Origin of the sequence: Pseudomonas sp. BIC9C (assembly GCF_034541995.1) — a bacterium.
GTDB classification, from domain to species: domain Bacteria; phylum Pseudomonadota; class Gammaproteobacteria; order Pseudomonadales; family Pseudomonadaceae; genus Aquipseudomonas; species Aquipseudomonas fluorescens_CC.
On the sequence record NZ_JAWDGM010000001.1, the window covers coordinates 1,031,048 to 1,054,145 of the forward strand.

A 23,098-nucleotide genomic window follows, 5' to 3' on the forward strand; every position below is an offset into this window, starting at 1 on the left:
GTCTCTATATCGATCTCGCGGTTTTCACGGCAATCCGTTCCCTTCATCTTCCCGCTCCCTGTAATCCACCTGATAACTCGCCACATAGCTCTCCACAGCCGTCCCGACCGTAGGAAAAAACGCCGTCTCCCCCAGCCGCGCAAACAACCCGAAGCGCTTGAGCTTGTCCTTGACCGGGTCTTTCATCTCGGCAAAGCACAACTCGATACCCGCCGCGTGCAGGGTGTCGTCCAGTTCGGCCAGCATGTCGGCGGAAGTCACGTCGACGCTGGTGACCGGTTCTGCGGCGACCACCAGCCAGCGCACGGGCGTGGGCGATGCCGCCACGGCGTCCAGCACTCGTTCGCTGAACAGCTCGGCGTTGGCGAAAAACAACGGCGCATCCCAGCGAAACAGGACCAGGCCAGGTATCAGGCGCGCGTTGGGATAACGTTTGATGTCGTGGTAGCCCTTGACCCCATCGGCGCGCCCCAATACCGCGGAATACGGGCGCCAGCCATCCCAGAGGAATTCAATGACTGCAATCACGATGGCCAGGCCGATGCCCTCGATCGCGCCGAACACGGCCACGCCGACCGTGCAGACAATCGATAGCCAGCATTCCCAGCGCTGGATGCGATAGATCCGGCGCAGGTCGCTGATTTCGATCAGGCCAATGGCCGAGGCGATCACGACCGCCGCCAGTGCGCTGGACGGTAAATGTTGCAGCAGGTCCGGTGCCACCACCAGCAGCAAGGCCACCGCCAGTGCGCCGACGACGCCGGTCAGTTGGGTTTTGGCACCGGCGGCCTCGGCCACGGGAGTCCGTGACGAGCTGCTGCTGATCGGGAACCCCTGAAAAAATCCGGCCGCCAGGTTGGCGATACCGAGGCCCACCATTTCCTGGTTCGGGTTGACGTAAGTACGGGTCCGCGCCGCGTAGACACGGGACAGCACGCTGGTGTCGGCGAACGAGACGAGTGCGACGGCGCAGCCACCGATCAAGACCGGGACGATATCGGCGCTGGTGATCCAGGGGATGGCGAAGCCGGGCAAGCCTTGGGGGAGCGAACCGAGGACCGACACACCGGCGCGTGTCGCAAGGTCGAGTCCCCCCACGGCGACCGTCGCGCCTGCCACGGCGATCAGGATGCCCGGCCATTGCGGCCTTCTTTTGAGCAGCAGGATCACTGCCAGGGTGAGCCCGCCGACCATGAATGTGGTCCAGTTGACCTTTCCCGCCATCACCGCCGAGGCGATGGCCCCCAGGTTTCTCAACGGACCGCCAGACTCAATCGAAAAACCGAACAGCTTGGGCAGTTGGCTGATCAGTACGGTCAGTGCGATGCCGTTCATGTAGCCGTAGCGGATCGGCTTGGACAGCAGCTCGGTGATAAAACCCAGGCGCGCGATACCGGCCAGGATACACACCGCTCCCGAGACGATCGCCATCATCCCTGCAAGGGCGACGGCTCGCTGCGGGTCGCCGCCGGAGAGTTGAATGATGACCGCAAGAATGACGGCCACCAGGGAGGAATCCGGCCCCATCACCAGAATCCGGCTGGGGCCGAACAAGGCATAGAACAACAGCGGAACGATAGTCGCGTACAGGCCGTAAATGCCGGGCACGCCTGAAGCCACCGCATAGGCGATACCGACCGGCACCAGCATCGTGGTCAGCACCAGGCCGGCCACGATGTCGTAACGCAACCATGCCGGTTGGTAGTCGCGCAGCATGCCCAGCCCCGGTAGCCAGCCGCGCCAACCGCTCTGTTCATCCCGGCGAGCTATCCGGCCCGGCTCCGGGAGGGGCGGCGAAGCATCTGAATGGCTCATGAAACCGCTCTCTTTGATGGACTGTGCAGACCCGGCGATCTTGAAGTGATCTCAGTGTAGCTATTGCTTCGAATGCGCCATCACTGGAAGCTGTTCGCATAAAGGATTTGGAACCCGACATGAAATTCGACCTCGCCTACTGCCTCAGCCTTAACGACAAATTGTCGATCTATGACGTTCGGGATCTGAATTTTGACGAGACGATGGCGTTCGATTCGGCCAAGGAGCATTTCCAGTGCCCCAACGATGCTTGTCGTTTGGCATTCGATGCGGCCAATGAATTGGGCACGTTCAACGCGAAGAATGTGAATTACGTGCGCACGCCGCACTTCAAGAACCTGCCGAGTACGCGGCATGTCGAGGGGTGCCCTTATGCGAGCCTGAAGACGCCGGCGTCGGGTGTGGAGGATGCGGAAACGGATGACAGTCGCGAGGAGCATTTCCCGTCGGAATTGTTACTGACCAGGCGCGAGTATGTGCGCAAGCCGTCCAGTCCGAAGGTCGCGGCGGACGGGGTGCGGGATGAGCCGCCAACGCTTTCGGTGGCAAGCAACGTCGAGCAACCGGGCAGGGAATCGGCACCGGACAAGACCAGCATCTTCGCCCACCCGGTGGAATGTTTTGTGTCGAACTTCGACGACAAGGATTTGCTCAAGCGTGTGCCACTGAAGATTGGCGAGCACACCGCGCCCTACGGGTCGTTTTTCAAGAAGATCGAGTACCTGCAAGACAACAAGGGGCTGATTTACTGGGGCAAGGTCAAGGAGATCAAGGACTACACCCAGAGTTTCCGCATCGATTTCGAGAAAAAGGTCTGGTTCGAGAAGAAGCCTTACTCGGTCAATGTCTACCTGAGCAAAAAGCTGATCGACAGCTACCGCAAGCGCAAGGCGTTCCTGGAGGAGATCAAGCACGCCATCGAGAGCGGACGGGAGTTGTACTGCTTCTTTTATGGGGTGACTCCGGAGTTGAAGCAGGTGCCAAGCAAGAAAAACCCCGAGCAGACGTTCGGGGTGTTCAGCGCCAACATCGAGAATCTGGATCACTTTATCGTGCGGGAAGCGCCGGGGTTGGCGGGCAAGTAAGCGCAGCGCCGTTCGTCTGCCTGAAAAGACAAATCAAAAAATGCGTTTGATCCGGGCTCAAAACAACTGTACAAAAACACAGTATGTTTTGAACCAACACTCTCGAGCCCGGAGAACACCATGGCCTCTCAAGCGATGAAAATCACCCTGGAACGTATCGCCCTCTTCCAATTCACCCCGCCCACTGCGCCCAGGCCCGAGCGATGCTGGGCTGGAGTGTGGAAGAGCTGTCGCGGGAGTCCCGAGTCTCGGTGGAGGCCATTCAACGTTTCGAGGCGCGCCAGGAAGTGCTGGATGTCACGCGCCTGGCGCTGGCCTATCGGCTTGAAGCCGAAGGGTTGGTGTTCTTCCCGGGGTTTGCGCCGGGTCGAGGGATGAATGTGAAAGGGTCGACGCCGAATCCGGTGGGGCGGGCGGATTTTGCGATGGTGGAGTGAGCCAACTCATCGATTGACTATAAATGCCCCCTGTAGGAGCGAGCTAGCTCGCGATGGACGTTAACGATAACGCGTGCTGTCTGAATGATCGCGTTGTCCAGATGTTTTTCGCGAGCAAGCTCGCTCCTACAGAGGCCATCACTCTACGCGTTCTGCGCCACCACCCGATCACTCTCCCCTTCCACCGCCAGCCACCACGCACCACCGCGCTGCGGATGCATCAAGTTGAACGCCTCTCCCATCTGCGGTGTGGTGATCGATACATTGCGCTCCCAGGCCAGGGCCAGGATGCGGTCGAAGGGTTCGTACCAGGCGTGCATCGACAGGTCGAACGTGCCGTTGTGGATCGGCAGTAGCCAGCGGCCCTTGAGGTCAAGGTGGGCTTGCAGGGTTTGTTCGGGTTGCATGTGCACGTGCGGCCAGTCGACGTTGTAGGCGCCGGTTTCCATCAGGGTCAGGTCAAATGGGCCGTACTGTTCGCCGATGCGCTTGAAGCCGTCGAAGTAGCCACTGTCGCCACTGAAGAAGAGGCGTGTGTCGCCGTCGATCATCACCCACGAGGCCCAGAGGGTGCTGTTGCTGTCGAACAGGCCACGGCCGGAGAAGTGCTGCGATGGGGTGGCGATGAACTGGATGCCATCGACTTCCGTGCCTTGCCACCAATCCAGTTGGCGAACTTTGCTGGCGTCGATGCCCCATTTGATCAGGGTGTCGCCTACGCCCAGCGGGGTAAGGAAGTGCTTGGTCTTGTCCGCGAGCTTCAACACAGCCTGATGATCCAGGTGGTCGTAGTGGTCGTGGGACAGGATCACCGCTTCAATCGGTGGCAATTGTTCCAGGCTGATCGGTGGCTGGTGAAAACGCTTGGGGCCAGCCCATTGCACCGGCGAGGCCCGCTCGGCGAAGACCGGGTCGGTGATCCAGAACTTGTCGCGTAACTTGAGCAATACCGTGGAGTGGCCCAGGCGATAGACGCTGTGGTTCGGCGCTGCGATCAGCGCGGCTTGAGTCAGGGCTTGCACCGGGACGGGCGCGCTCGGGCGGGTGTTTTGCGGTTTGTGGAACAGCGCGTTCCACAGGATGCCCATGGTTTTGCCAAAGCTTAGACGTTGAATCGGCGTGAAGTTTTGATACTGCCCTTGAGCCTGTCGGGACGCTTCAGGCGTGGAGGCGTTGTCCGCCGGGAAGTTTGAATTGGCCATGACTGAATGACTCCAGAAAAACCGCGCATGACGCGATTCTCCGCTTTGGGACGATAAATGGCCAAGGCACGCACGCATCAGCCGGACTTTCTATTTTTTACTGGGCAGGATTAACAAAACATTACACTGCACAGTGTAGTTTCTAGGTTGCATCAAAGTCGATGACAAGTAAACTACCGAGTGTAATTTTCCCCTTCTTCCTGCCGAAGCGTACTTATGACAGCTCCACAGCGCCTCACCGACCGAAAACGCCAAGCGATCATTCAAGCCGCGATCGACGAATTCCGTGACAACGGTTTCGAGATCACCAGCATGGACAAGATTGCGGCCACTGCCGGCGTGTCGAAGCGCACGGTGTACAACCACTTCCCCAGCAAGGAAGAGTTGTTCGCCGAGATCCTCAAACAGTTATGGACCCGGGTGACGGCAGAACAGGAAACGGCCTACCGTCCCGACTTGCCATTGCGCGGCCAATTGCGCGTATTGCTGATGGCCAAACTGCAAATGTTGGGCGATGACAATTTTCTCGACCTGGCTCGGGTGGCGATAGCGGCGGCGATTCATTCCCCGGAGCGGGCGCAGGATATGGTGGCGCGAATGGGCGAGCGCGAAGAAGGACTGACGGTATGGATTCGCGCCGCTCAGGCCGATGGCCGGTTGAAAGCCATTGCCCCTGATTTTGCCGCACAACAGGTGCAGGGCCTGCTCAAGTCTTTTGCATTCTGGCCGCAGATTTCCATGGGCAAGCCGGGTTTGCCACCCGAAGAACAGCACCGGGTGGCCGAATCCGCACTGGACATGTTTCTGGCCTGCTATCAGGTGTAATAAATGACAATGTCGACGGTGGTGTCGAACGATTGATGGCTCCGATTTGAACGGCCCATGTGTTTCAGAATGAAACTGGCGCTGAGGCTATAGTGAGCCTCAGCCCCAGCGACAAACAGAGAGCATCATGACCACCACGAGCCAAGCAACCGCCGCCCCTGTCGATCACCTGCGTTTCCATCGCCCCCATGCCCACCTGGCGCCGACCTTTGGCAATGACAAGTTTGCCCTGCGCGCAGAAGCCTTTGCCCGATTCTTTGGCACCCCGACCTTTCTTGGCGCACAAACGCTGATCGTGGTGGCCTGGGTGTGCCTGAATCTGTCCGATTTCACCCACTTCGATGCGTACCCGTTCATCCTGCTCAACCTGGCTTTCAGCCTGCAATCGGCCTATGCCGCGCCATTGATTCTGTTGGCCCAGACTCGTCAGGCCGCGCGGGACAAAGCCCAAACCGATGCCGATGCGCAGCACCGCGAAGCGCTGGCGATCGCCAACAGCGAACGGCAGGCAGAAGCCGCGAAAAACACACCGCGCAATTGATGGAACTGCTTGAGCAGAACACCCGCCTCACGGAGATGACCAAGGCCCTCACCGAGCGCATCGAAAGCCTGACCACGGAAATGCATCAACACTTCGTGCGCAAGGATGTGCCAGAAGCCTGAACGGCCTCACGGCAGTTTCAGCGCTCGCCCCAACTCATCGAACAAGGTGACCACCGAGCGCAAGGCGCGGCAATCGGGACGCGTCAGCAGCCACAGTGCGGTGTCGTATCCGTGCAATGGCTCACCCAGCGGCTGTAATCCGTCGCCGATCAAAAAGTCCGGCAATGCCGCGACGCCCAGCCCCGCCCTGACCAGTTCGGTAACCGAAAGCATGCTGTTGCAGCGATAGCCCGGCGTTACGCCCGGCAAGGCCCGGCGACGCCAGGTAACGGTCGGGTGATCGGGCAGGAAATCGTCCGGGGCGATCCAGGTCAATGAGGCCAGGTCTGTGGTGTTGACCGATTGCAGATACCGCTCGCTGGCGCACACGCGGTAGGAAATGTCCGCCAGGCGCCGTCCTACCAGGTGCTCCGGTGGCGTGCGCGTCAGGCGCAGGGCGATATCGGCATCCCGACGGCTGAGGTTGGCAAAATCGTTGGACGTGCTCAGTTCGAGCGTCAGCGCCGGATAGTTCGGCATGAATTGCGCCAGCGCCGGCAACAGCAAACCTTGCAGGACCGAATCGGTACAGGTCAGGCGCACGATACCGCTGATCACTTCACCGCCCTGCTCCACACCGATGCGCGCCGCCTCCAGCGCCTGCTCGGCGCGCTCGGCCTGTTCAGCCAGGGACTGCGCCAGGGTGGAGGGCAAGTAACCGGCGCGGCTCTTTTCGAACAGTTGCTGACCCAGTGCAGCCTCCAACCGGCGAACCGCTCGAAACACCGTCGAGACATCCACCTTCATCAGCTGTGCGGCCCGGGCCAGAGAGCCACCGCGCACCAGCGCGAGGATCAGGGCCAGGTCGGGGTAATCCAGTCGATAGTGCGTCGCTGCATTGATCACTTGGGAAAACGCCAATATTGAGTGCGTGAGCGCCAATCTATAGTGGGCACCAGGAATCAACAAGTGCAGAGGCCCCTCATGGAAACCCACCCGATTCGCATCGCCCTGATCGGCGACCACGACCCACAGGTTACCGCCCACCAGGCCATTCCCATCGCGCTCGAAAAGGTCGCCGCTCACACCGGCCTGAACCTGCAATGGCAATGGCTGGCCACCGATGAAATCCACGCCGAGACACCGCTGCACAGATTCGACGGTTTCTGGTGTGTACCGGCCAGCCCGTATCGCAACATGGACGGCGCATTGCTGGCGATCCGTTTTGCCCGCGAACAACGGCGACCGTTCCTCGGCACCTGCGGCGGTTTTCAACACGCGGTGCTGGAATATGCGCGCAATGTGCTGGGCTGGTCGGATGCCGAACACGGCGAGACGGCGCCAGATGCAGCACGGGCGCTGCTGACACCGCTGACGTGCGCGCTGGTGGAAGCGGTCGATAGCATTCATTTGCGTGCAGGCTCGTTGATCGCCGAGGCGTACGAAAGCGTCGAGATTCGAGAAGGCTATCGCTGTCGTTATGGAGTGAATCCGCAGTTCGAAGGGGAGCTGCTCAAGCGTGAACTTCACGCCGTCGGCCACGATTCGGAACAAGGGCTGCGCGCGGTCGAACTCAGCGGCCATCCGTTCTTTGTCGCGACCTTGTTCCAGCCCGAGCGGGTGGCGCTCAAGGGCGTCTTGCCGCCGTTGATTGGTGCCTTTGTCGCCGCCTGTGCAGGGCGGTCGTCATGATCGCCGATACGCCAGCAACACCTTACTACGCGGTGATCTTCACCTCGGTGCGCACCGAGGGCGACCTGGGTTACGCCGAAGCGGCCGCACGGATGCTGGAACTGGCCCGTGAACAGCCGGGGTTTCTCGGGGTGGAGTCGGCTCGGGGCGAGGATGGGTTGGGAATAACCGTGTCGTACTGGGCCAGTGAAGCGGCGATTCTGGCGTGGAAGCATCATCCGGAGCACAGTGCGATTCGCGAACGTGGGCGCTCGACCTGGTATGCGCGGTGTCATACGCGGGTGTGCAGGGTTGAGCGGGCCTACGGGTTCAGCTTGTAGATGATGTGGTGTGCTTGAGGCCGTCTTCGCGGGCAAGCCCGCTCCCACAGTGTTCTGTGTCGGGCACATTACTTGTGTACACCCAAGATCCCTGTGGGAGCGGGCTTGCCCGCGAAGAGGCCAGAACGGTCACCGCAAAAACTCAGCCCTGAACCAGACTGCGCACCGCCGAAATCTCCGGCACATCCCGCCGGTTCATGTACACCCGCAAGGGCTCGGTGATGTTGATCCGCTCATCGATGTTCTGCTCCAGCAGCAACTGAATCAATTCGCGCTTGAGCGTCATGGCCTGCCCGGGCCCCGCGACCCAGACAAACTCGCTGGTCGGGATGATGCCGTCGTCCGCCACGTCCATGCCGAACGAGTCTTCGCTGAAGCGCACGATGTAGTGCCCGGTCTTGCGATTGAGGCCGACGAAGCCTTTGAGTTGGTCGGCAGCCTGGCAGATGAGCTGGGAAGTGATGCGCATGGTAAACCTCACATAAGGTCGCAACGGACCGCTGATCGATGGTTTACACACAAGGCAGGTGCATGGGTTTCCCTCTGCCGGGGAAATGGCCGAGGCCAAGATTACTGCAAAGAACCGCACAAAGGCGCTGAAAAAATTCTGCATTGAACAGGTTTGTGTCGCTCTCGCGATAGCCTGTGCAATGATCAGTTGTTAAAAGGAACCACCCCTCATTACGAAAGGATCTCGACCATGCCTGCACCCTTTACTAAAAGTGCCCTGTTACTGAGCCTGTTGCTCGGCTTCGGCCAGGCACAGGCCACCAGCGAACCCGGCCCCACGGCGCTGGCAACCCGTTTGGGTATTCCGCATCCAGCGGTGATCGCCCACCGTGGCGCGTCTTTCGATGCACCGGAATCCACTGCCGCCGCCTACAAGGCTGCCCGCGACCTGGGTGCCGACTACCTGGAAATGGACCTGCAGCGCAGCAAGGATGGCGTGCTGTTTGCCCTGCACGACAACAACCTGCAACGCACCACCGACGTCGCCAGCAAATTCCCCGAGCGCAAGGACAGCCCGGCCAATGCGTTCACCATGGCCGAGCTGAAAACCCTGGATGCGGGCAGCTGGTTCAACGCCGCATACCCGGATCGCGCGCGCCCGGCCTTCGCCGGCCTGAAGATTCTGACCCTTGATGAAGTCATCGACATCGCCGAGGGCAACGCCTTGCACAAGCCCGGTCTGTATATCGAGACCAAGGAGCCGAAGCAGTTTCCCGGCATCGAACGCGACCTCAAGGAAAAACTTCAGGACCGTGGCTGGCTGAGCCCGACCGGTTCGAAACTGGCGAAAAGCGAACTGGCGGTCGGCCAAGGCAACGGCAAGGTGGTCCTGCAGACCTTTGAGAAGAGCAGCCTCGAACTGCTGCAAAAAGAAATGCCGACGGTGCCGAAGATCCTGCTGTTGTGGGTGGGTGAAGGCAGTATCGAGCCCAAGTCCAAAGTGACATTTGCCGAGTCCGGCGAAAAGGACAAAGCCACTTACTACGCCAGACAGCAACCGAAGGACAAAGCCGAATTCCAGCAGTGGGTCGACTACGCCAAGGCCCAGGGTGCCATTGGCACCGGACCGTCTGCCGCACTGACCCAGGGTGGCGACCAGAGCTATTCGGACCTGGTGCAACCGTGGATGAACCAGTACACCCACAGTCAGGGCCTGCTGGTACACGTCTATACCGTCGACGAGGCAGTGGACTACCAGAAAGTCATGGACGCCGGTGTCGACGGTATTTTCACCAACCGCGCCAGAGAGTTGTTGGCGTTTTATAAACGTCCGGCGGCGAGTGTCGATCAGGTGCTAAAGAACAACGGCTACTGATCCAGAGTCGCGCAAAACCCTGTGGGAGCGGCGGTGCGGCGATCCGACTTGCTCGCAAAAGCGGTTTGTCATTCAGCAATGATGGTGGCTGACACACCGCCTTCGCGAGCAAGCCCGCTTGTATGGTAGGACTTGAAGGGAGGAGGAGGGACAAAGCCCGATTCTGACTGTTGACGCAGTACAGATCCGTGGGAGATTTCGCCCCTCCTCCTTTCACCCAAGCGCCGATAAAGAATGCATCTGGCTAGACCGACGATAGGAACAAGCCTGCGCCTCTGGGTGAGCCCTTCAAGTGCTCAAAACCATATCCCGGAGGAAATTTAATGGCAATGCCGGTTTCTGTCTCAAAGCCGATCGCAGGCGTGGATGTCGCCAAGAATGAACTGGTGATTTATCACGCCGAACTTGACCTGCTTGAAACGATTCCCAACAACAAGGCAGCCATCAAGCAGTGGCTGAAGGACTTGCCGAGGACAGTGGCCATCGCCATTGAGTCGACCAATATCTATCACCTGAGTTCGCCGATCTGGCCTACGAGGCCGGCTGCGTGATTTACATGGTGGGTGGCTATGAGCTGAGCCATTACCGCAAAGGGGTGAATGTCCGCGCCAAAACCGACGCGCTGGATGCCAGGCTGCTCGCTCGCTACCTGAAGAACGAAGGTGACGATCTTCATCCCTGACCCCGCCATCACCGCTGTACCGTCAGCTCTTGAGCCTTTTTCGCCGCCGGGCGGCTCTGGTTCAGGCACGAGTGGGCCTGGTGCAAAGCTGGGCGAATGAACCGCTGTTGAAGACCGCTTTCGCCGAGCAAGTGAAATCCATGCAACAGCTTGAGGCGCTGGTCGAAAAGACGATTAAGGATTATCTGAAAGAAGCCGGTTTGCTCGGTCAGTTGAAGCGCTGTCTGAAAGTTGAAGGCATCGGATTTTTGACCGGAGCCCGCTTGATCGCAGCATTCCAGCGAGGCGATTTCAGAAACGCAGATGCCTTCATCGCCTTTCTGGGAATGGATTTGCGGGTGGCGAAGTCAGGACAAAAGAAGACGGTCGCCGAAGCTTGACCAAACGAGGTGATCCGGAAGCTCGCCGACTTCTGCACAACGCAGCCATGTCGGCCAGTCGTACACCAGCCTGGAAAGATTTTTACGCGGCACAAAGAGCTCGAGGGTTCAGCACCACTCAGGCACTGGTGATACTGGCTCGCAAACTTGCTCGGGTCGTATTCGCCTTGCTCAAGGGGCAAAGCGAATACCAGCCAAAAGTCGGTTGAGGGCTTCCCCTCAACCATAGAATCTCCCACAGGTTATGTATTTGTGCTTGTGTGTCCGAACACAGTCCACAGGCATTGATGCAAGACACGCAGGGGGGTTTAAGGGTGGATTAAGTTACTCACGCTAACCTGATCTCACTTGAACGGATCGCCCAAGGAAAGAAGCCCATGAAGACCCTGACTGCTTTGTTGACCGCTGCAACCCTGACCCTCAGCGCGGGCCTGGCCCAGGCCGATGTGCGGGTCGATGAGATCCCGCAACTGGTCAAGGACGGCAAGATCAAGCCGCTGGAAGATCTGAACAGGATCGCACTGGATCTGCACCCGGTGCAACGATCACCAAAACCGAACTGGACAACCACTTCAACGGTTACGAGTACGAAATCGAACTGCGTGACGCCAAAAACGTCGAGTGGGATGTGGACATCGATGCCTCCAACGGCAAGGTCCTGAAAAACAAACAGGACACCTGATCGCGAAACACACAAAGGCCGCACGATTGAAAAGTCGTGCGGCTTTTGTGCATTCGGGATTCAGGCCAGATCGACTGTGTACCGACGCGGCAAGGAACCCGCTACACAGTCATTGGCATCAAGCGCTCAGCCGCGCCGTCACCTCGTTCAACTGCCCCGACAAACCGTGCAGGTTGTTGCTGGCCGCTTCGGTACGCTGCACGTTGTCCAGGTTGGTGCTGGCGATGCTGGTGATCTCGGTAAGGTTGCGCGAGATGTCTTCGGCCACCGAGGTTTGCTCTTCGGCGGCCGTGGCGATCTGGCGGTTCATGTCGCGGATGGCTTCCACGGCCAGGGTAATGCGTTCGAGCATGGCGCCAGCCTCGGTCACTTGCTGCACGCTTTCTTCGCTGCGCGACTGACCGCTTTCAATCGCCTGGGCTGCTTCGATCGCACCGGTCTGCACGGTCTGGATGATCTGGTTGATCTCGATGATCGACGCCGCCGTGCGCTGGGCCAGGCTGCGCACTTCATCGGCCACCACCGCGAATCCGCGTCCGGCCTCACCGGCACGGGCCGCTTCGATGGCCGCATTGAGCGCCAGCAGGTTGGTCTGTTCGGCGATGCCGCGAATCACCTCCAGGACCTTGCCGATGCGCCCGCTGTCGGTTTCCAGTTGGCGGATGACCGTGGCGGTATTGGCGATTTCACCGCGCATTTGGGTGATGGTGTGGATGGTGCCCTGCATGACTTTTTCGCCTTGTTGGGCGGACTGGTCGGCATCGTCGGCGGCCCGCGCCGCTTCGGCGGCATGCCGGGCAACTTCCTGTGCGGTGGCAGACATTTCGTTCATGGCCGTCGCCACCTGATCGGTGCGGTTGAACTGCTCGTTGGTGCCGCCTGCCATCACGGTGGCAATCGAATTCAACTCGCCGCTGGCGCTGTCCAGATCCGACGCGCTGCGCTGCAAACGGCTGAAGGTTTCAGCGAGGAAATCACGCAGGGTGTTGGCGGCCATCGCCAGTTTTCCCAACTCGTCCTGACGGGTGCTGGCCACGCGCTCGGCAAAACGTCCCTGGCTGAGCTGCGCCACGTATTCGATCAGTTTGCGGATCGGCTCGACCAGGTTGCGGTTGACCAGCCACAGGCTCAGCAGGCCAATCAGCAGCCCCGACACCAGCATCACGACAAGCCCCAGCAACACCGTGCGATCGGCACTAGAGCTGATCAGGGTCGATTGCTCGGCGCCCTGCTTGCGCAACTCGCTGACCAATTCACTCATTTGATCGCTGGTGGCACGGTCCACGCCCTTGACCGCCGTGTCGCCCGCCGTCGGTTCGCCGCCTGCGGCAACGAACGCGTCCCGGCCCTTCTGATAGGCCGCACCCAACTGACGATGTTCGTCACGCAAGCGTTCAATGCGGCGCTTGAGTTGAGGGTCGATGCCCTTCTGCCCGGCCAGTTCGCCAAGGATGTTTTGCACATCGCGCTGACGGTCTTCGAATTGCCCCCAGTACTTGCTCAGGTCCGCCGGTTGCTTGCCGCGCAGCAGGACGTTTTTCCATTCCTGCACCTGCACCTTGAATTGCAGGTTGGCTTCATCGATCAATTGCGAGGTGTGCAGCGGGCCTTCGATCAGATTGGCGTAGCTCTGCACGCCGCTGGACAGGAAGTGAAAACACGCCAGGGCGATCAACAGCATCGCCAGCAGGCTGCCACTCAGCAGGGCGAGAATTTGTGCTCTCAGGGACTTTTGCAAAAGCATCGGATGGTACTCATGACAGGAATGAGGCACGCCCCGGTAAGGCGTGAAAGGTGTCCGGACATCCCTGTCTGCGATCACGGCCAATGGCCGGGGGCGCGCAACTTAACCCAAGCGTGATCGGCGTGCCAGAGCGGTTCTTGAGAAGAATCCGACCGCCGGTAGGGCAATCGTTTGCGTTATTTTCCCGTCACAAAAACGTCATCCCGGCTTGCGATGATGCCGCTCAAGTGAACCTGTAAAACATGTGACAGGCGCCTCCCCTTGCGAGTCCTCATGAACCACAGCATCGACCAAAGCCATCGCGACACGGATCTGTTCGGCCTGCTCTACGGTTTCAGTTTTCGCCCCGGTGAGGCCGGACGGGAAATCAATTCCGCCGAGGCCTTGCAGTACCTGCAACAACCGGAGAGCGACGAGCAATTTCTGTGGCTGCACCTGAACCTCGCCCACGCCGCGTGCGAACGCTGGATGAAGAGTCATCTGGAATTGCCCGAGGAGTTTTTCGAAGCGCTGCACGAAGGCTCGCGCTCGACGCGCATCGAGCATGTCGACTCCGCGTTGCTGGCGGTGGTCAACGACGTGGTGTTCAACCTCAGCAACATGGTGTCGTCGGATGTCTCGACGCTGTGGGTGTGCGCCCGCAGCCGGCTGATCATCAGCGCCCGCCTGCAACCGCTGCACTCGGTGGACAAATTGCGCTCGTCGGTGAAGGCCCGGGAATGCTTTCGCTCCCCGCTGGAACTGCTGGTGCATCTGCTGCGCGACCAGGGTGAAGTGCTGACCCAGATCGTGCGCAAGACCAGCCAGAGCGTGGATCAGATCGAAGACGAACTGCTGTCCTCGCGGCTGTCGACCAACCGCGCCGAGCTGGGCGCCAATCGCCGGGTGCTGGTGCGATTGCAACGGCTGCTGGCGCTGGAGCCAGGCTCGTTGCTGCGCCTGCTCAACCGGCCGCCGCAATGGCTGCAAAAGGAAGACGTGAAGGAATTGCGCAAATCCACCGAGGAGTTTGCGCTGATCATCAACGACCTCACGACGCTGGGTGAGCGGATCAAGCTGTTGCAGGAAGAGATCGCCGCCAATATCAACGAACAGACCAACCGCACGCTGTTCACCCTGACGGTGGTGACGGTGCTGGCGCTACCGATCAATATCATCGCCGGTTTCTTCGGCATGAACGTCGGCGGCATTCCGCTGGCCGGTGATCCGGAAGGTTTCTGGATCCTCGTGGCGCTGGTCGCGACCTTTACCGTGATCGCCGGGCGCTGGGCGTTTCGCAAGCAACAGGATTACTGAACGCTCCGGAACTCGGTGGGAGCGGGCTTGCTCGCGAAGGCGTCAGGTCAGTCAATATCAATGTTGAATGACACATCGCCTTCGCGAGCAAGCCCGCTCCCACAGTTTCAGGGTTCACTTTCACGGACCGGTGATTTCAGATCAGCGGCGCGCAAATCCCCCAAACACTGACCCAGAGCAGTCTCCCTGTAACAATTGGCAACGATTATCACTGGTACTCCTTCCCACCTCAGGAATGTCCGTGATGGCTACGCCCTCCTTCACCGCCGCCCCGGCACCCGCCAGTAGCGCCAGACCGCAATTCGACAAAAAACCCGGCCTGCTCACCATCGTGGTGTTTTTTGCCGTGCTGGCCATCGGCTTGTTGTTTACCGCCTACAGCCTGATGCACGACATGAGCGAACTCGGCACGGTGGTAACCACCTGGACGCCGTTCCTGCTGTTGGGCGTGGCGCTGTTGATCGCCCTGGGCTTTGAGTTTGTCAATGGCTTCCATGACACCGCCAACGCGGTGGCCACCGTCATCTACACTAACTCGCTGCCACCGAACGTCGCGGTGGTCTGGTCCGGTTTCTTCAACTTCCTCGGGGTGCTGCTGTCCAGCGGCGCGGTGGCGTTCGGCATCATCGCCCTGCTGCCGGTGGAGCTGATCCTGCAAGTCGGCTCGTCCGCCGGCTTCGCAATGATCTTCGCCCTGCTGATCGCGGCGATCCTGTGGAACCTCGGCACCTGGTGGCTGGGGCTGCCGGCGTCGTCCTCGCACACCCTGATCGGTTCGATCATCGGGGTCGGCGTGGCCAATGCCCTGATGCACGGCCGCGACGGCACCAGCGGTGTGGACTGGGCCCAGGCAACCAAGATCGGTTACGCGCTGCTGCTCTCGCCCCTGGTCGGCTTCGGCTGTGCCGCGCTGCTGTTGCTGGCCCTGCGCGCGTTCGTCAAGAATCGTGCGCTGTACAAGGAGCCAAAGGGCCAGACCCCGCCGCCATGGTGGATTCGCGGCCTGCTGATCATGACCTGCACCGGTGTGTCCTTTGCCCACGGTTCGAACGACGGTCAGAAAGGCATGGGCCTGATCATGTTGATTCTGGTGGGCACGCTGCCAATGGCTTACGCCTTGAACCGCACCATGCCGGCGGATCAAGCGCTGCAGTTCGCGGCGGTCGCCGAAGTCACCCAGCAAGCGTTGGTGAAAGCTGCGCCGCTGCCAGCGCCCGCCGACCCGCGCCCGGTGCTGTCCGAATACGTGCGTTCCAAGCAAGCGACCCCGCAATTGGTGCCCGCGCTGGCTGCGCTGACCGGCAGCATCGGCGCCCAGGTGAAAAGCTATGGCTCGCTGTCGAAAGTCCCGGCCGAGGCCGTGGGCAACGTGCGTAACGACATGTATTTGAGCAGCGAAACCATTCGCCTGATGGACAAGAACAAGGTCGGCAATTTCGACGCTGACACCAGCGGCAAGCTGCAACTGTTCAAGCAACAGATCGACAACGCCACGCGGTTCATTCCGTTGTGGGTGAAAATCGCCGTGGCCATCGCCCTGGGCCTGGGCACCATGGTCGGCTGGAAGCGCATCGTGGTGACCGTCGGCGAGAAAATCGGCAAGACCCACCTGACCTACGCCCAGGGCGCCTCGGCAGAAACCGTGGCGATGCTGACCATCGGCGCCGCCGACATGTTCGGCCTGCCGGTGTCGACCACTCACGTGCTGTCCTCGGGCGTGGCCGGGACCATGGTCGCCAACGGTGGCGGCTTGCAGATGAAGACCATCCGCAACCTGTTGATGGCCTGGGTGCTGACCTTGCCGGCGGCGATCCTGCTGTCGGGTAGCCTGTACTGGTTGTTCACGCAGTTGTTCTGAATGTGGGAGCGGGCTTGCTCGCGAAGGCGGCGTGTCAGTCGACATCGATGCTGAAGGTCAGACCGCCTTCGCGAGCAAGCCCGCTCCCACAGGGTACAGGTTCGAAGCACATCATCCCGGCGGGTTTTCCCGCCGGGATTTTTTCGTCCAGCGGCACGGCATTTGCTCACAAACTCGAGGGCTTGCGCTTTATTGACGCACCACGCCTCCGGCAGCCCTTCAGTTTGTTAGCGCGATGCCGACTCATAAGACACTCGATGTATTCAGGAGAGGAACCGTGAATCTGTACATCAATCAGCTGCAACAGAAAGCTGACTTTAAAGAAGCCATTTACGCGGGCGATATTTTCCTGAACACGCAGTTATGCGCCGCCAAAGAACTCTGTGCGTTCGCGCAGGAAAGCATCACGGCCGCCTTCGATGGCGAAACCAACCATCAGGCGCTGCACACGCTGATGCCGGTGGAAGAATTCGTGGTGCTGGTGACTCGCCTCAAGGGCCAGTTCACCAACAGCCTGCGTGCCAAGGAGCTGATCCGCAGCTTCACCGACGAAATCGGTGCCGCTCCCGAGGAATTCATTTTCGACGTACCGCGCATCCGTGTCGTGCCCAACTACGACTACCTGCACGCCGGCGTCAGCTACGCCTACAAGCCCCATCGCGATACCTGGTACGGCGGTGTCGACTGCCAGATCAATACCTGGATGCCGGTCTACACGATCCAGCCGGACCAGACGATGATGATCAACCCGGCCTACTTCGACGTCCCGGTGAAAAACACCTCGGCGCAGTGGAGCCTGTCTGACTGGATCGACGTACAACGCCAGCGCGCCAAGGACAACGTCAAGGAAGAGGCGCGCCAACACCCGGTGCCCACCGAAGCGATCAACGATGCCAGCGAACTGTGCATCGCCGGCAACACTGCCGAGATGCTGGTGTTCTCCGGTTCGCACCTGCACGGCACCGTGCCCAATTACACGCAACAAACCCGCTTCAGCGTGGACTTTCGCCTGATGCACCTCGACGACCTCAAGCACCGGCGCGGCGCGATCAACGTCGACAGCGCTTGCCCGGATGTCGGCGCCGGCTTCAAAGACTATTTCCACGTCCACGACTTTTCGAACTTCCGAGGAATCCAGCAATGACCAAGCGTCGCATCACGCCCGCCGAGGCCCAGTACAACGAAACCCGTTCCGGCGTCCTGAAACGAGTCGATGCCGAATACGTGGCCGACGCTCCGTTCGTCTTCGCCAACCGCATTGGCGTGACGGCTGCGTTGTCGCGCATGGAACTGTTCAAGAAGGTCGCTGAAGTACCGGGCGCGATCATCGAGTGCGGCGTGTACAAGGGCAACTCGCTGATGCTCTACATGCACCTGTCGATGATTCTCGAGCCGTATGCGATCAACCGATCGATCGTGGGCTTCGACACCTTCGAAGGCTTCCAGAGCATCGACAAGAAAGAAGACCCCGCCGACGTCAACGAAACCATGTTCGCCGACACCGACCAGTCGCTGATCCAGGACATGATCGACGCCAACGACCTGTTGCGCCCGGTCAATCGCATTCCGCGCTGCGAGCTGGTCAAGGGCGACATCGTCAAGACCGTACCGGAGTGGGTCAAGACCCGTCCGGACCTGGTCGTGGCCATGCTGATCCTCGACACCGACCTGTACGAATCGACCAAAGTCGCGCTGGAAACCTTCCTGCCGTACATGCCCAAAGGCGCGATCGTGGTGCTCGACGAAGTTGCCTACCGTAACTTCCCGGGTGAAACCAAGGCCCTGCGTGAAGTGCTCGACCTGAACAAGATCGAACTCAAGCGCCTGCCGTTCGATTCGTGCGTGGGTTACTTCCACGTTTGATCCAGAGGCACAAAAAACTGTGGGAGCGGGCTTGCTCGCGAAAGCGGTCTGACATTCGGCATTGATGTTGACTGATACTCCGTCTTCGCGAGCAAGCCCGCTCCCACAAAAAGCCTGGTCTCAGGCTTCTGAGCGGATCACCTCCCCCAGCCAGTCCATGAACACCCTGACCCGCAGCGGCAAATGCCGCTGCCGGGCATAGAGCAGCGATGCTTCCATGGACGGCGCGTTGAACTGCGACAATACCTCGACCAATTCGCCGCTTTGCAGGTATTGCTGCATGCCCATCCTCGGCGCCTGGATCAGGCCGAAACCACCCAGGCAGGCGGCCTCGTAGGCATCGGTGCTGTTGACCGTGACACTGCCGGCCATCGGCAATCGCTGCACCTGCCCCTTGGCGACGTACACAAACCCTTCCGAACGCCCGCCCAGTACGCCGACGTAGTGCACCAGCCGATGCCGCGCCAGGTCTTCCAGCCGCTCGGGCACGCCATAGCGCTGCAAATAGGCAGGGCTGGCGCAGTTGACCACGGTGAAGTCACACAGGTGCCGTGCCACCACCGATTGATCCGGCTGGGCGCCGATGCGCAGCACGCAATCGAAGCCTTCGGCGAGCAGATCGACCCGGCGATCGGTGCTGCTGATTTCCAGTTCAAGCAGCGGGTGCTGCGCCATGAACTGCGGCAAGCGCGGCATCACCACCCGGCGCGCGAGAATGTTCGGCAGGTCGATGCGTATGCGCCCGACCAGCGACGCTTCATCTTGGCGAAACAATCCCTCGATTTCGTCCATGTGCGACAACAGGTCCTTGCTGCGCTCGTACAACACCAGGCCATCCTGGGTCGCCTGCACTTTGCGCGTGGTACGTTGCAACAGCCGGGTGCCGAGCAAGGCCTCCAGTGCCTGCACATGCTCGGACACCGTCGAGCGAGGCAGACCCAGGCTTTCGCCGGCCAGGGTGAAACTCGACATCTCGCTGACACGGACAAAGGTGCGCAACAGTTCCAGTTTGTTCATCAGCCCGCTCTTTTATTGTTCGGATTATCCGATCAGTGATTCCGGTTTCACTCTGTTTATCACCACCAAGCGGATAAATAAACTTCCTCACATCAACCGCCCACTGCACCTGAGGAAGTCCCATGAACCGTAAAATTGCACTGATCACTGGCGCCAGCCGCGGCCTCGGCAAAAACGCTGCCCTGCATCTGGTCGCCCAAGGCATCGACATCATTGGCACCTACAACAGCCGCGCCGATGAGGCGCAGGCACTGGTGGCCGAGATTGAAAGCCTGGGCGGTCGCGCCGTCATGCTGCAACTGGACGTTGCCCGGAGTGAGCAGTTCGACGCCTTCGGCAGCGAAGTGGCGAAGGTCTTGCACAGCCACTTCGAGCGCGAACGCTTCGATTTTCTGGTCAACAACGCCGGGATCGGCCTGCACGCCAACTTCGTCGACACCACCGTCGAACAGTTCGACCTGTTGGTGAACATCCACTTCAAGGGGCCGTTTTTCCTCACGCAGACGCTGTTGCCATTGCTCAATGACGGCGGCCGCATCGTCAACATTTCCAGTGGCCTGGCCCGCTTCAGTCTGCCGGGGCACAGCGCCTACGCGGCGATGAAAGGCGCGATGGAAGTGCTGACCCGCTACCAGGCCAAGGAACTCGGCGCGCGCAACATCGCGGTGAACATCCTGGCACCGGGCGCGATAGAAACGGATTTCAGCGGCGGCGCCGTGCGCGACAACCCCGATCTGAACACGCTGGTGGCGAACAACACCGCCCTGGGTCGCGCCGGTTTGCCGGATGACATCGGCGCCGCGATTGCGCTGCTGTTGGCGCCGGGTAGCCAGTGGATCAATGGCCAGCGCATCGAGGCGTCGGGGGGGATGTTTTTGTAAGGCCTAATACTGAAAATCAAGCGGCACACAACCTATGTGGCGAGGGAGCTTGCTCCCGTTCGGCTGCGAAGCAGTCGCAAAGCTTGGGACCGCTTCGCGGTCCAGCGGGACGGTGCGGCGACCCGACAAGCTCCCTCGCCACAAAAACAGTTCTTAGCAAACCTCGCGAGCCATCACCATCCGCTCGCGTACCACGTCATACACCCAGTGATAGACGTAGGTGTACGGCAGGAAGAACAGCAGCACACCGATATCCAGCAGGAACGCCTGCCACAGGCTGACCTTCAGCCACCAGGCAATCAGCGGCACCCCGAGGGCGACCAGCCCGCCTTCGAATAACAGCGCATGCACCACGCGGACCCAGGCGTTGTGCACGATGGCAAAGCGCTTGAGCAGGCGGTCGAACAAGCCGTTGAAGACCACGTTCCAGGCGAGGGCCAGAGCGGCGATGAGGACGGTGACCATGCCCATTTCCAGCATCGGTTTTTTCATGATCCAGGCCAGCAACGGGGTACAGATCAGGATGGCCAACAGTTCGAAACCGATGGCCTGGAAAATACGTTCTGTAATGGACTTGTTGGCGCTCATGGCCGAACTCCCTTGAGTGACTGTGGTTGCCATGATCCGTCATCACACCGATACTTCATAACCAATAACCATCGATCAAGGCGATAGTTCATGGCCTCTCACGAAGTGTTGCTGGCGTTTGTCGAAGCCGCGACCCAAGGCTCGTTTTCCGCCGCAGCGCGCAAGCTGGGCCGCAGTCAGTCGACCATCAGCGCGGCGGTGGCCAGCCTGGAAATCGACTTGAACCTGACCCTGTTCGACCGCAGCAGCCGCAAGCCCGGACTGACCCCGGCCGGGCACGTCATGCTGCAACGGGCCGAGGACATCCTGGCCGCCACCAGTCGCCTGGAAATGACCGCCAGCCAACTGTCCCAAGGGGTGGAAGCGAAGCTGACGGTGGCGCTGTCCGATACCTATCAGTCGGACCGCTTCGAAGCCGCCCTCAGCGCCTTCGAGCAGCGTTACCCGGACCTGGAACTCGAATGCCTGATCGCCGAATGCGATGACCTGGTGTCCCTGGTGCAAAGCGGCCGGGCGCAGATTGCCTTCGCCGAAATGCAGGACAGCTACCCGCCGGACCTGGTCAGTTCGACGGTGGACGAGCGCACGGAAATCGCCTTGTTCGTGTCCCCCACACACCCTTTGGCGACGCTGGACTACGTCGATCAGGACGCCCTGCAGCAGCACCGCGAGCTGCGTCTGGCCACCATCATCAATCCCTATGAAAGTCGGGCGAAGGGCCGCGTCTGGTCGGCGCCGAGTTATCTGATGCTGCTGGAAATGGCCCAGGGCGGATTCGGCTGGGCGCCGCTGCCCCGCTGGCTGGTGGAGCGATTCGGGCCTGGCACATTGCAGGAACTGGTGGTGCGCGGCTGGCCGAAAACGGTGTCGGTGGATGCGCTGTGGTCACGGCTGAATCCACCGGGGCCGGCGGGGAGCTGGTTGTTGGGCAAGATGCTGGAATAGTGGTGCGGCCTTCGCGAGCAAGCCCGCTCCCACAGGTCATTGTGGGAGCGGGCTTGCTCGCGAAGAGGCCAGTAAGATCACATTACTCCAACGCCTTGAGCCGCCCTTCAATAAACCGCCGCTCCGGCTCTTGCCGGGTCAACGCCAGTGCCCGCCCCCACGCTGCCCGCGCTTCTTGCTTGCGGCCCAGTTGCCGACAAAATTCCGCCCGTGCCGAATGCGCCAGGTGGTAATCGAGCAGTTCTCCCCGTTCCAGAATGGCGTCCACCAACCTAAGCCCCGCCAGTGGCCCATCCCGTTTCGAAATCGCCGCCGCCCGATTCAACTCGATCACCGGCGACGGCACCGCTCGCAGCAGCACGTCATACAGACCGACAATCTGCGGCCAATCGGTTTCCCCCGCTGCCGGGGCTTCGGCATGCACCGCCGCGATGGCCGCTTGCAGGCAATAGGGTCCGAATCGCCCCATGCTCAGCGCCTTTTCGATCAGCGCGCAGCCTTCAGTGATCAACCCGGCGTCCCACAGCGAACGGTCTTGCTCATCCAGCACAATCAGCTCGCCGCTCGCCGAGGTCCTGGCCGGGCGGCGCGACTCGTGCAACAGCATCAACGCCAGCAAGCCCACCACCTCCGGCTCCGGCAACAACTCCACCAGTAACCGGCCGAGACGGATCGCCTCGCGGGTCAGCTCCTCGCGGATCAGTTCGGCCCCGACGGACGCCGAGTAGCCCTCGTTGAACACCAGGTAAATCACCCGCAATACGCTGTCCAGGCGCTCGGGCAACTCAGCCAGCGTCGGCACTTGATAAGGGATTTTCGCGTCGCGGATCTTCGCCTTGGCACGCACGATGCGCTGGGCGATGGTGGTCGGGGCCGAGAGAAAGGCCCGGGCGATTTCTTCCGTGGTCAGGTCGCAGACTTCCCGCAGCGTCAACGGCACTTGCGCATCCGCCGCCAGGGCCGGGTGGCAGCAAGTGAAGATCAGCCGCAGGCGATCGTCTTCCACGTCTTCAACACTCCAGTCGGCCTGTTCCAGCGCCTCCAGTTGCTCGATCAACAAGGGCTGCGACGCGGCAAAACGCGCACGCCGACGCAAGGCATCGATGGCCTTGAAGCGCCCGGTGGACACCAGCCAGGCCCGCGGATTGTCCGGCACGCCATCACGCTGCCAGCGTTCGACCGCGATGAAAAACGCCTCGTGCAAGGCCTCTTCGGCGAGGTCGAAATCCCCCAGCAAACGAATCAGGGTCGCAAGTATGCGCCGCGACTCTTCGCGATAGACCCGCTCGACCTGCGCCTGAACCGGCAGCCCTGGCATC

At 60.5% G+C, this 23,098-nt stretch carries 19 protein-coding genes and 4 pseudogenes; 15 read left to right on the top strand and 8 right to left on the bottom strand.

Annotation, left to right across the window (positions count from 1 at the left end; genetic code table 11):
* Positions 1-24: 24 nt before the first annotated feature.
* The gene (locus RS887_RS04900) at positions 25-1,815 is read right to left on the bottom strand and encodes a SulP family inorganic anion transporter (protein WP_322614589.1); all 1,791 of its coding nucleotides are present in this window, start codon (positions 1,813-1,815) and stop codon (positions 25-27) included.
* Positions 1,816-1,934: 119 nt separating this feature from the next.
* Between RS887_RS04900 and RS887_RS04905 the strand changes: the two genes are divergently transcribed.
* Positions 1,935-2,900 (top strand): hypothetical protein, encoded by a 966-nt coding sequence (locus RS887_RS04905; protein ID WP_322614590.1) that lies wholly within the window; start codon positions 1,935-1,937, stop codon positions 2,898-2,900.
* Positions 2,901-3,020: 120 nt separating this feature from the next.
* Positions 3,021-3,337: pseudogene (locus RS887_RS04910) on the top strand (XRE family transcriptional regulator).
* A 143-nt stretch (positions 3,338-3,480) separates the two neighbouring features.
* Here RS887_RS04910 and RS887_RS04915 read toward each other — a convergent pair.
* On the bottom strand, positions 3,481-4,539 hold the full coding sequence (locus RS887_RS04915; RefSeq protein WP_322614591.1) for an MBL fold metallo-hydrolase: 1,059 nt from the start codon (positions 4,537-4,539) through the stop codon (positions 3,481-3,483).
* Between the two features lie 216 nt (positions 4,540-4,755).
* Here RS887_RS04915 and RS887_RS04920 point away from each other — a divergent pair, with 216 nt between their 5' ends.
* Together RS887_RS04920 and RS887_RS04925 are read left to right on the top strand one after the other, a co-directional pair.
* Positions 4,756-5,364, top strand: a complete 609-nt coding sequence (locus RS887_RS04920; protein ID WP_322614592.1) for a TetR/AcrR family transcriptional regulator — start codon at positions 4,756-4,758, stop codon at positions 5,362-5,364.
* Positions 5,365-5,491: 127 nt separating this feature from the next.
* Positions 5,492-6,027, top strand: a pseudogene (locus tag RS887_RS04925) (DUF1003 domain-containing protein).
* A gap of 6 nt (positions 6,028-6,033) precedes the next feature.
* Here RS887_RS04925 and RS887_RS04930 read toward each other — a convergent pair.
* Positions 6,034-6,975: a LysR family transcriptional regulator gene (locus tag RS887_RS04930; RefSeq protein ID WP_322614593.1), complete on the bottom strand. Its 942-nt coding sequence runs from the start codon at positions 6,973-6,975 to the stop codon at positions 6,034-6,036.
* 15 nt (positions 6,976-6,990) lie between these two features.
* Here RS887_RS04930 and RS887_RS04935 point away from each other — a divergent pair, with 15 nt between their 5' ends.
* Both RS887_RS04935 and RS887_RS04940 read left to right on the top strand, forming a co-directional pair.
* Positions 6,991-7,698 carry a CTP synthase gene (locus RS887_RS04935; RefSeq protein WP_322615260.1) on the top strand — a complete coding sequence of 236 codons (708 nt, stop codon included), beginning with the start codon at positions 6,991-6,993 and terminating at the stop codon, positions 7,696-7,698.
* Positions 7,695-8,018, top strand: a complete 324-nt coding sequence (locus tag RS887_RS04940) for an antibiotic biosynthesis monooxygenase (protein ID WP_322614594.1) — start codon at positions 7,695-7,697, stop codon at positions 8,016-8,018. The genes RS887_RS04935 and RS887_RS04940 overlap by 4 nt, the downstream gene beginning before the upstream one ends.
* Positions 8,019-8,160: 142 nt before the next feature.
* Here the strand turns inward: RS887_RS04940 and RS887_RS04945 are convergent, their stop codons facing one another.
* On the bottom strand, positions 8,161-8,487 hold the full coding sequence (locus RS887_RS04945; RefSeq protein ID WP_057399046.1) for a DUF2025 family protein: 327 nt from the start codon (positions 8,485-8,487) through the stop codon (positions 8,161-8,163).
* 231 nt (positions 8,488-8,718) lie between these two features.
* Here RS887_RS04945 and RS887_RS04950 point away from each other — a divergent pair, with 231 nt between their 5' ends.
* The 3 genes and pseudogenes from RS887_RS04950 to RS887_RS04960 all read left to right on the top strand — a co-directional run bounded on the left by RS887_RS04950 (position 8,719) and on the right by RS887_RS04960 (position 11,587).
* Positions 8,719-9,843, top strand: coding sequence for a glycerophosphodiester phosphodiesterase (locus tag RS887_RS04950; RefSeq protein WP_322614595.1), 1,125 nt, complete (start codon positions 8,719-8,721; stop codon positions 9,841-9,843).
* 323 nt (positions 9,844-10,166) lie between these two features.
* A pseudogene (locus RS887_RS04955) lies at positions 10,167-11,114 on the top strand (IS110 family transposase).
* A gap of 168 nt (positions 11,115-11,282) precedes the next feature.
* Positions 11,283-11,587 (top strand): annotated as a pseudogene (locus RS887_RS04960) (PepSY domain-containing protein).
* Positions 11,588-11,705: 118 nt separating this feature from the next.
* Here RS887_RS04960 and RS887_RS04965 read toward each other — a convergent pair.
* Entirely contained in the window at positions 11,706-13,331 is a 1,626-nt protein-coding gene (locus RS887_RS04965) for a methyl-accepting chemotaxis protein (protein ID WP_322614596.1), read from the bottom strand.
* 273 nt (positions 13,332-13,604) lie between these two features.
* On the opposite strand from RS887_RS04965, the gene RS887_RS04970 reads away from it, so the two are divergent.
* The 4 genes from RS887_RS04970 (at position 13,605) to RS887_RS04990 (ending at position 18,348) form a co-directional block, all read left to right on the top strand.
* Positions 13,605-14,627, top strand: a complete 1,023-nt coding sequence (locus RS887_RS04970; protein ID WP_322614597.1) for a transporter — start codon at positions 13,605-13,607, stop codon at positions 14,625-14,627.
* Positions 14,628-14,871: 244 nt separating this feature from the next.
* Positions 14,872-16,485, top strand: a complete 1,614-nt coding sequence (locus RS887_RS04980; RefSeq protein ID WP_322614598.1) for an inorganic phosphate transporter — start codon at positions 14,872-14,874, stop codon at positions 16,483-16,485.
* Between the two features lie 277 nt (positions 16,486-16,762).
* The gene (locus RS887_RS04985) at positions 16,763-17,629 is read left to right on the top strand and encodes a hypothetical protein (protein ID WP_322614599.1); all 867 of its coding nucleotides are present in this window, start codon (positions 16,763-16,765) and stop codon (positions 17,627-17,629) included.
* Positions 17,626-18,348 (top strand): TylF/MycF/NovP-related O-methyltransferase, encoded by a 723-nt coding sequence (locus tag RS887_RS04990; RefSeq protein WP_085717129.1) that lies wholly within the window; start codon positions 17,626-17,628, stop codon positions 18,346-18,348. Before RS887_RS04985 ends, RS887_RS04990 begins: the two co-directional genes overlap by 4 nt.
* 120 nt (positions 18,349-18,468) lie before the next feature.
* Here RS887_RS04990 and RS887_RS04995 read toward each other — a convergent pair whose 3' ends face one another.
* Positions 18,469-19,365, bottom strand: coding sequence for a LysR family transcriptional regulator (locus tag RS887_RS04995; protein WP_322614600.1), 897 nt, complete (start codon positions 19,363-19,365; stop codon positions 18,469-18,471).
* Positions 19,366-19,487: 122 nt separating this feature from the next.
* Here RS887_RS04995 and RS887_RS05000 point away from each other — a divergent pair, with 122 nt between their 5' ends.
* Positions 19,488-20,246 carry an SDR family NAD(P)-dependent oxidoreductase gene (locus RS887_RS05000; protein ID WP_322614601.1) on the top strand — a complete coding sequence of 253 codons (759 nt, stop codon included), beginning with the start codon at positions 19,488-19,490 and terminating at the stop codon, positions 20,244-20,246.
* 153 nt (positions 20,247-20,399) lie between these two features.
* Here RS887_RS05000 and RS887_RS05005 read toward each other — a convergent pair whose 3' ends face one another.
* Positions 20,400-20,834, bottom strand: coding sequence for a multidrug/biocide efflux PACE transporter (locus RS887_RS05005; protein ID WP_322614602.1), 435 nt, complete (start codon positions 20,832-20,834; stop codon positions 20,400-20,402).
* Positions 20,835-20,924: 90 nt separating this feature from the next.
* On the opposite strand from RS887_RS05005, the gene RS887_RS05010 reads away from it, so the two are divergent.
* On the top strand, positions 20,925-21,779 hold the full coding sequence (locus RS887_RS05010) for a LysR family transcriptional regulator (RefSeq protein ID WP_322614603.1): 855 nt from the start codon (positions 20,925-20,927) through the stop codon (positions 21,777-21,779).
* A gap of 82 nt (positions 21,780-21,861) precedes the next feature.
* Here the strand turns inward: RS887_RS05010 and RS887_RS05015 are convergent, their stop codons facing one another.
* Positions 21,862-23,097, bottom strand: coding sequence for an RNA polymerase sigma factor (locus RS887_RS05015; protein ID WP_322614604.1), 1,236 nt, complete (start codon positions 23,095-23,097; stop codon positions 21,862-21,864).
* Position 23,098 lies beyond the last annotated feature (1 nt).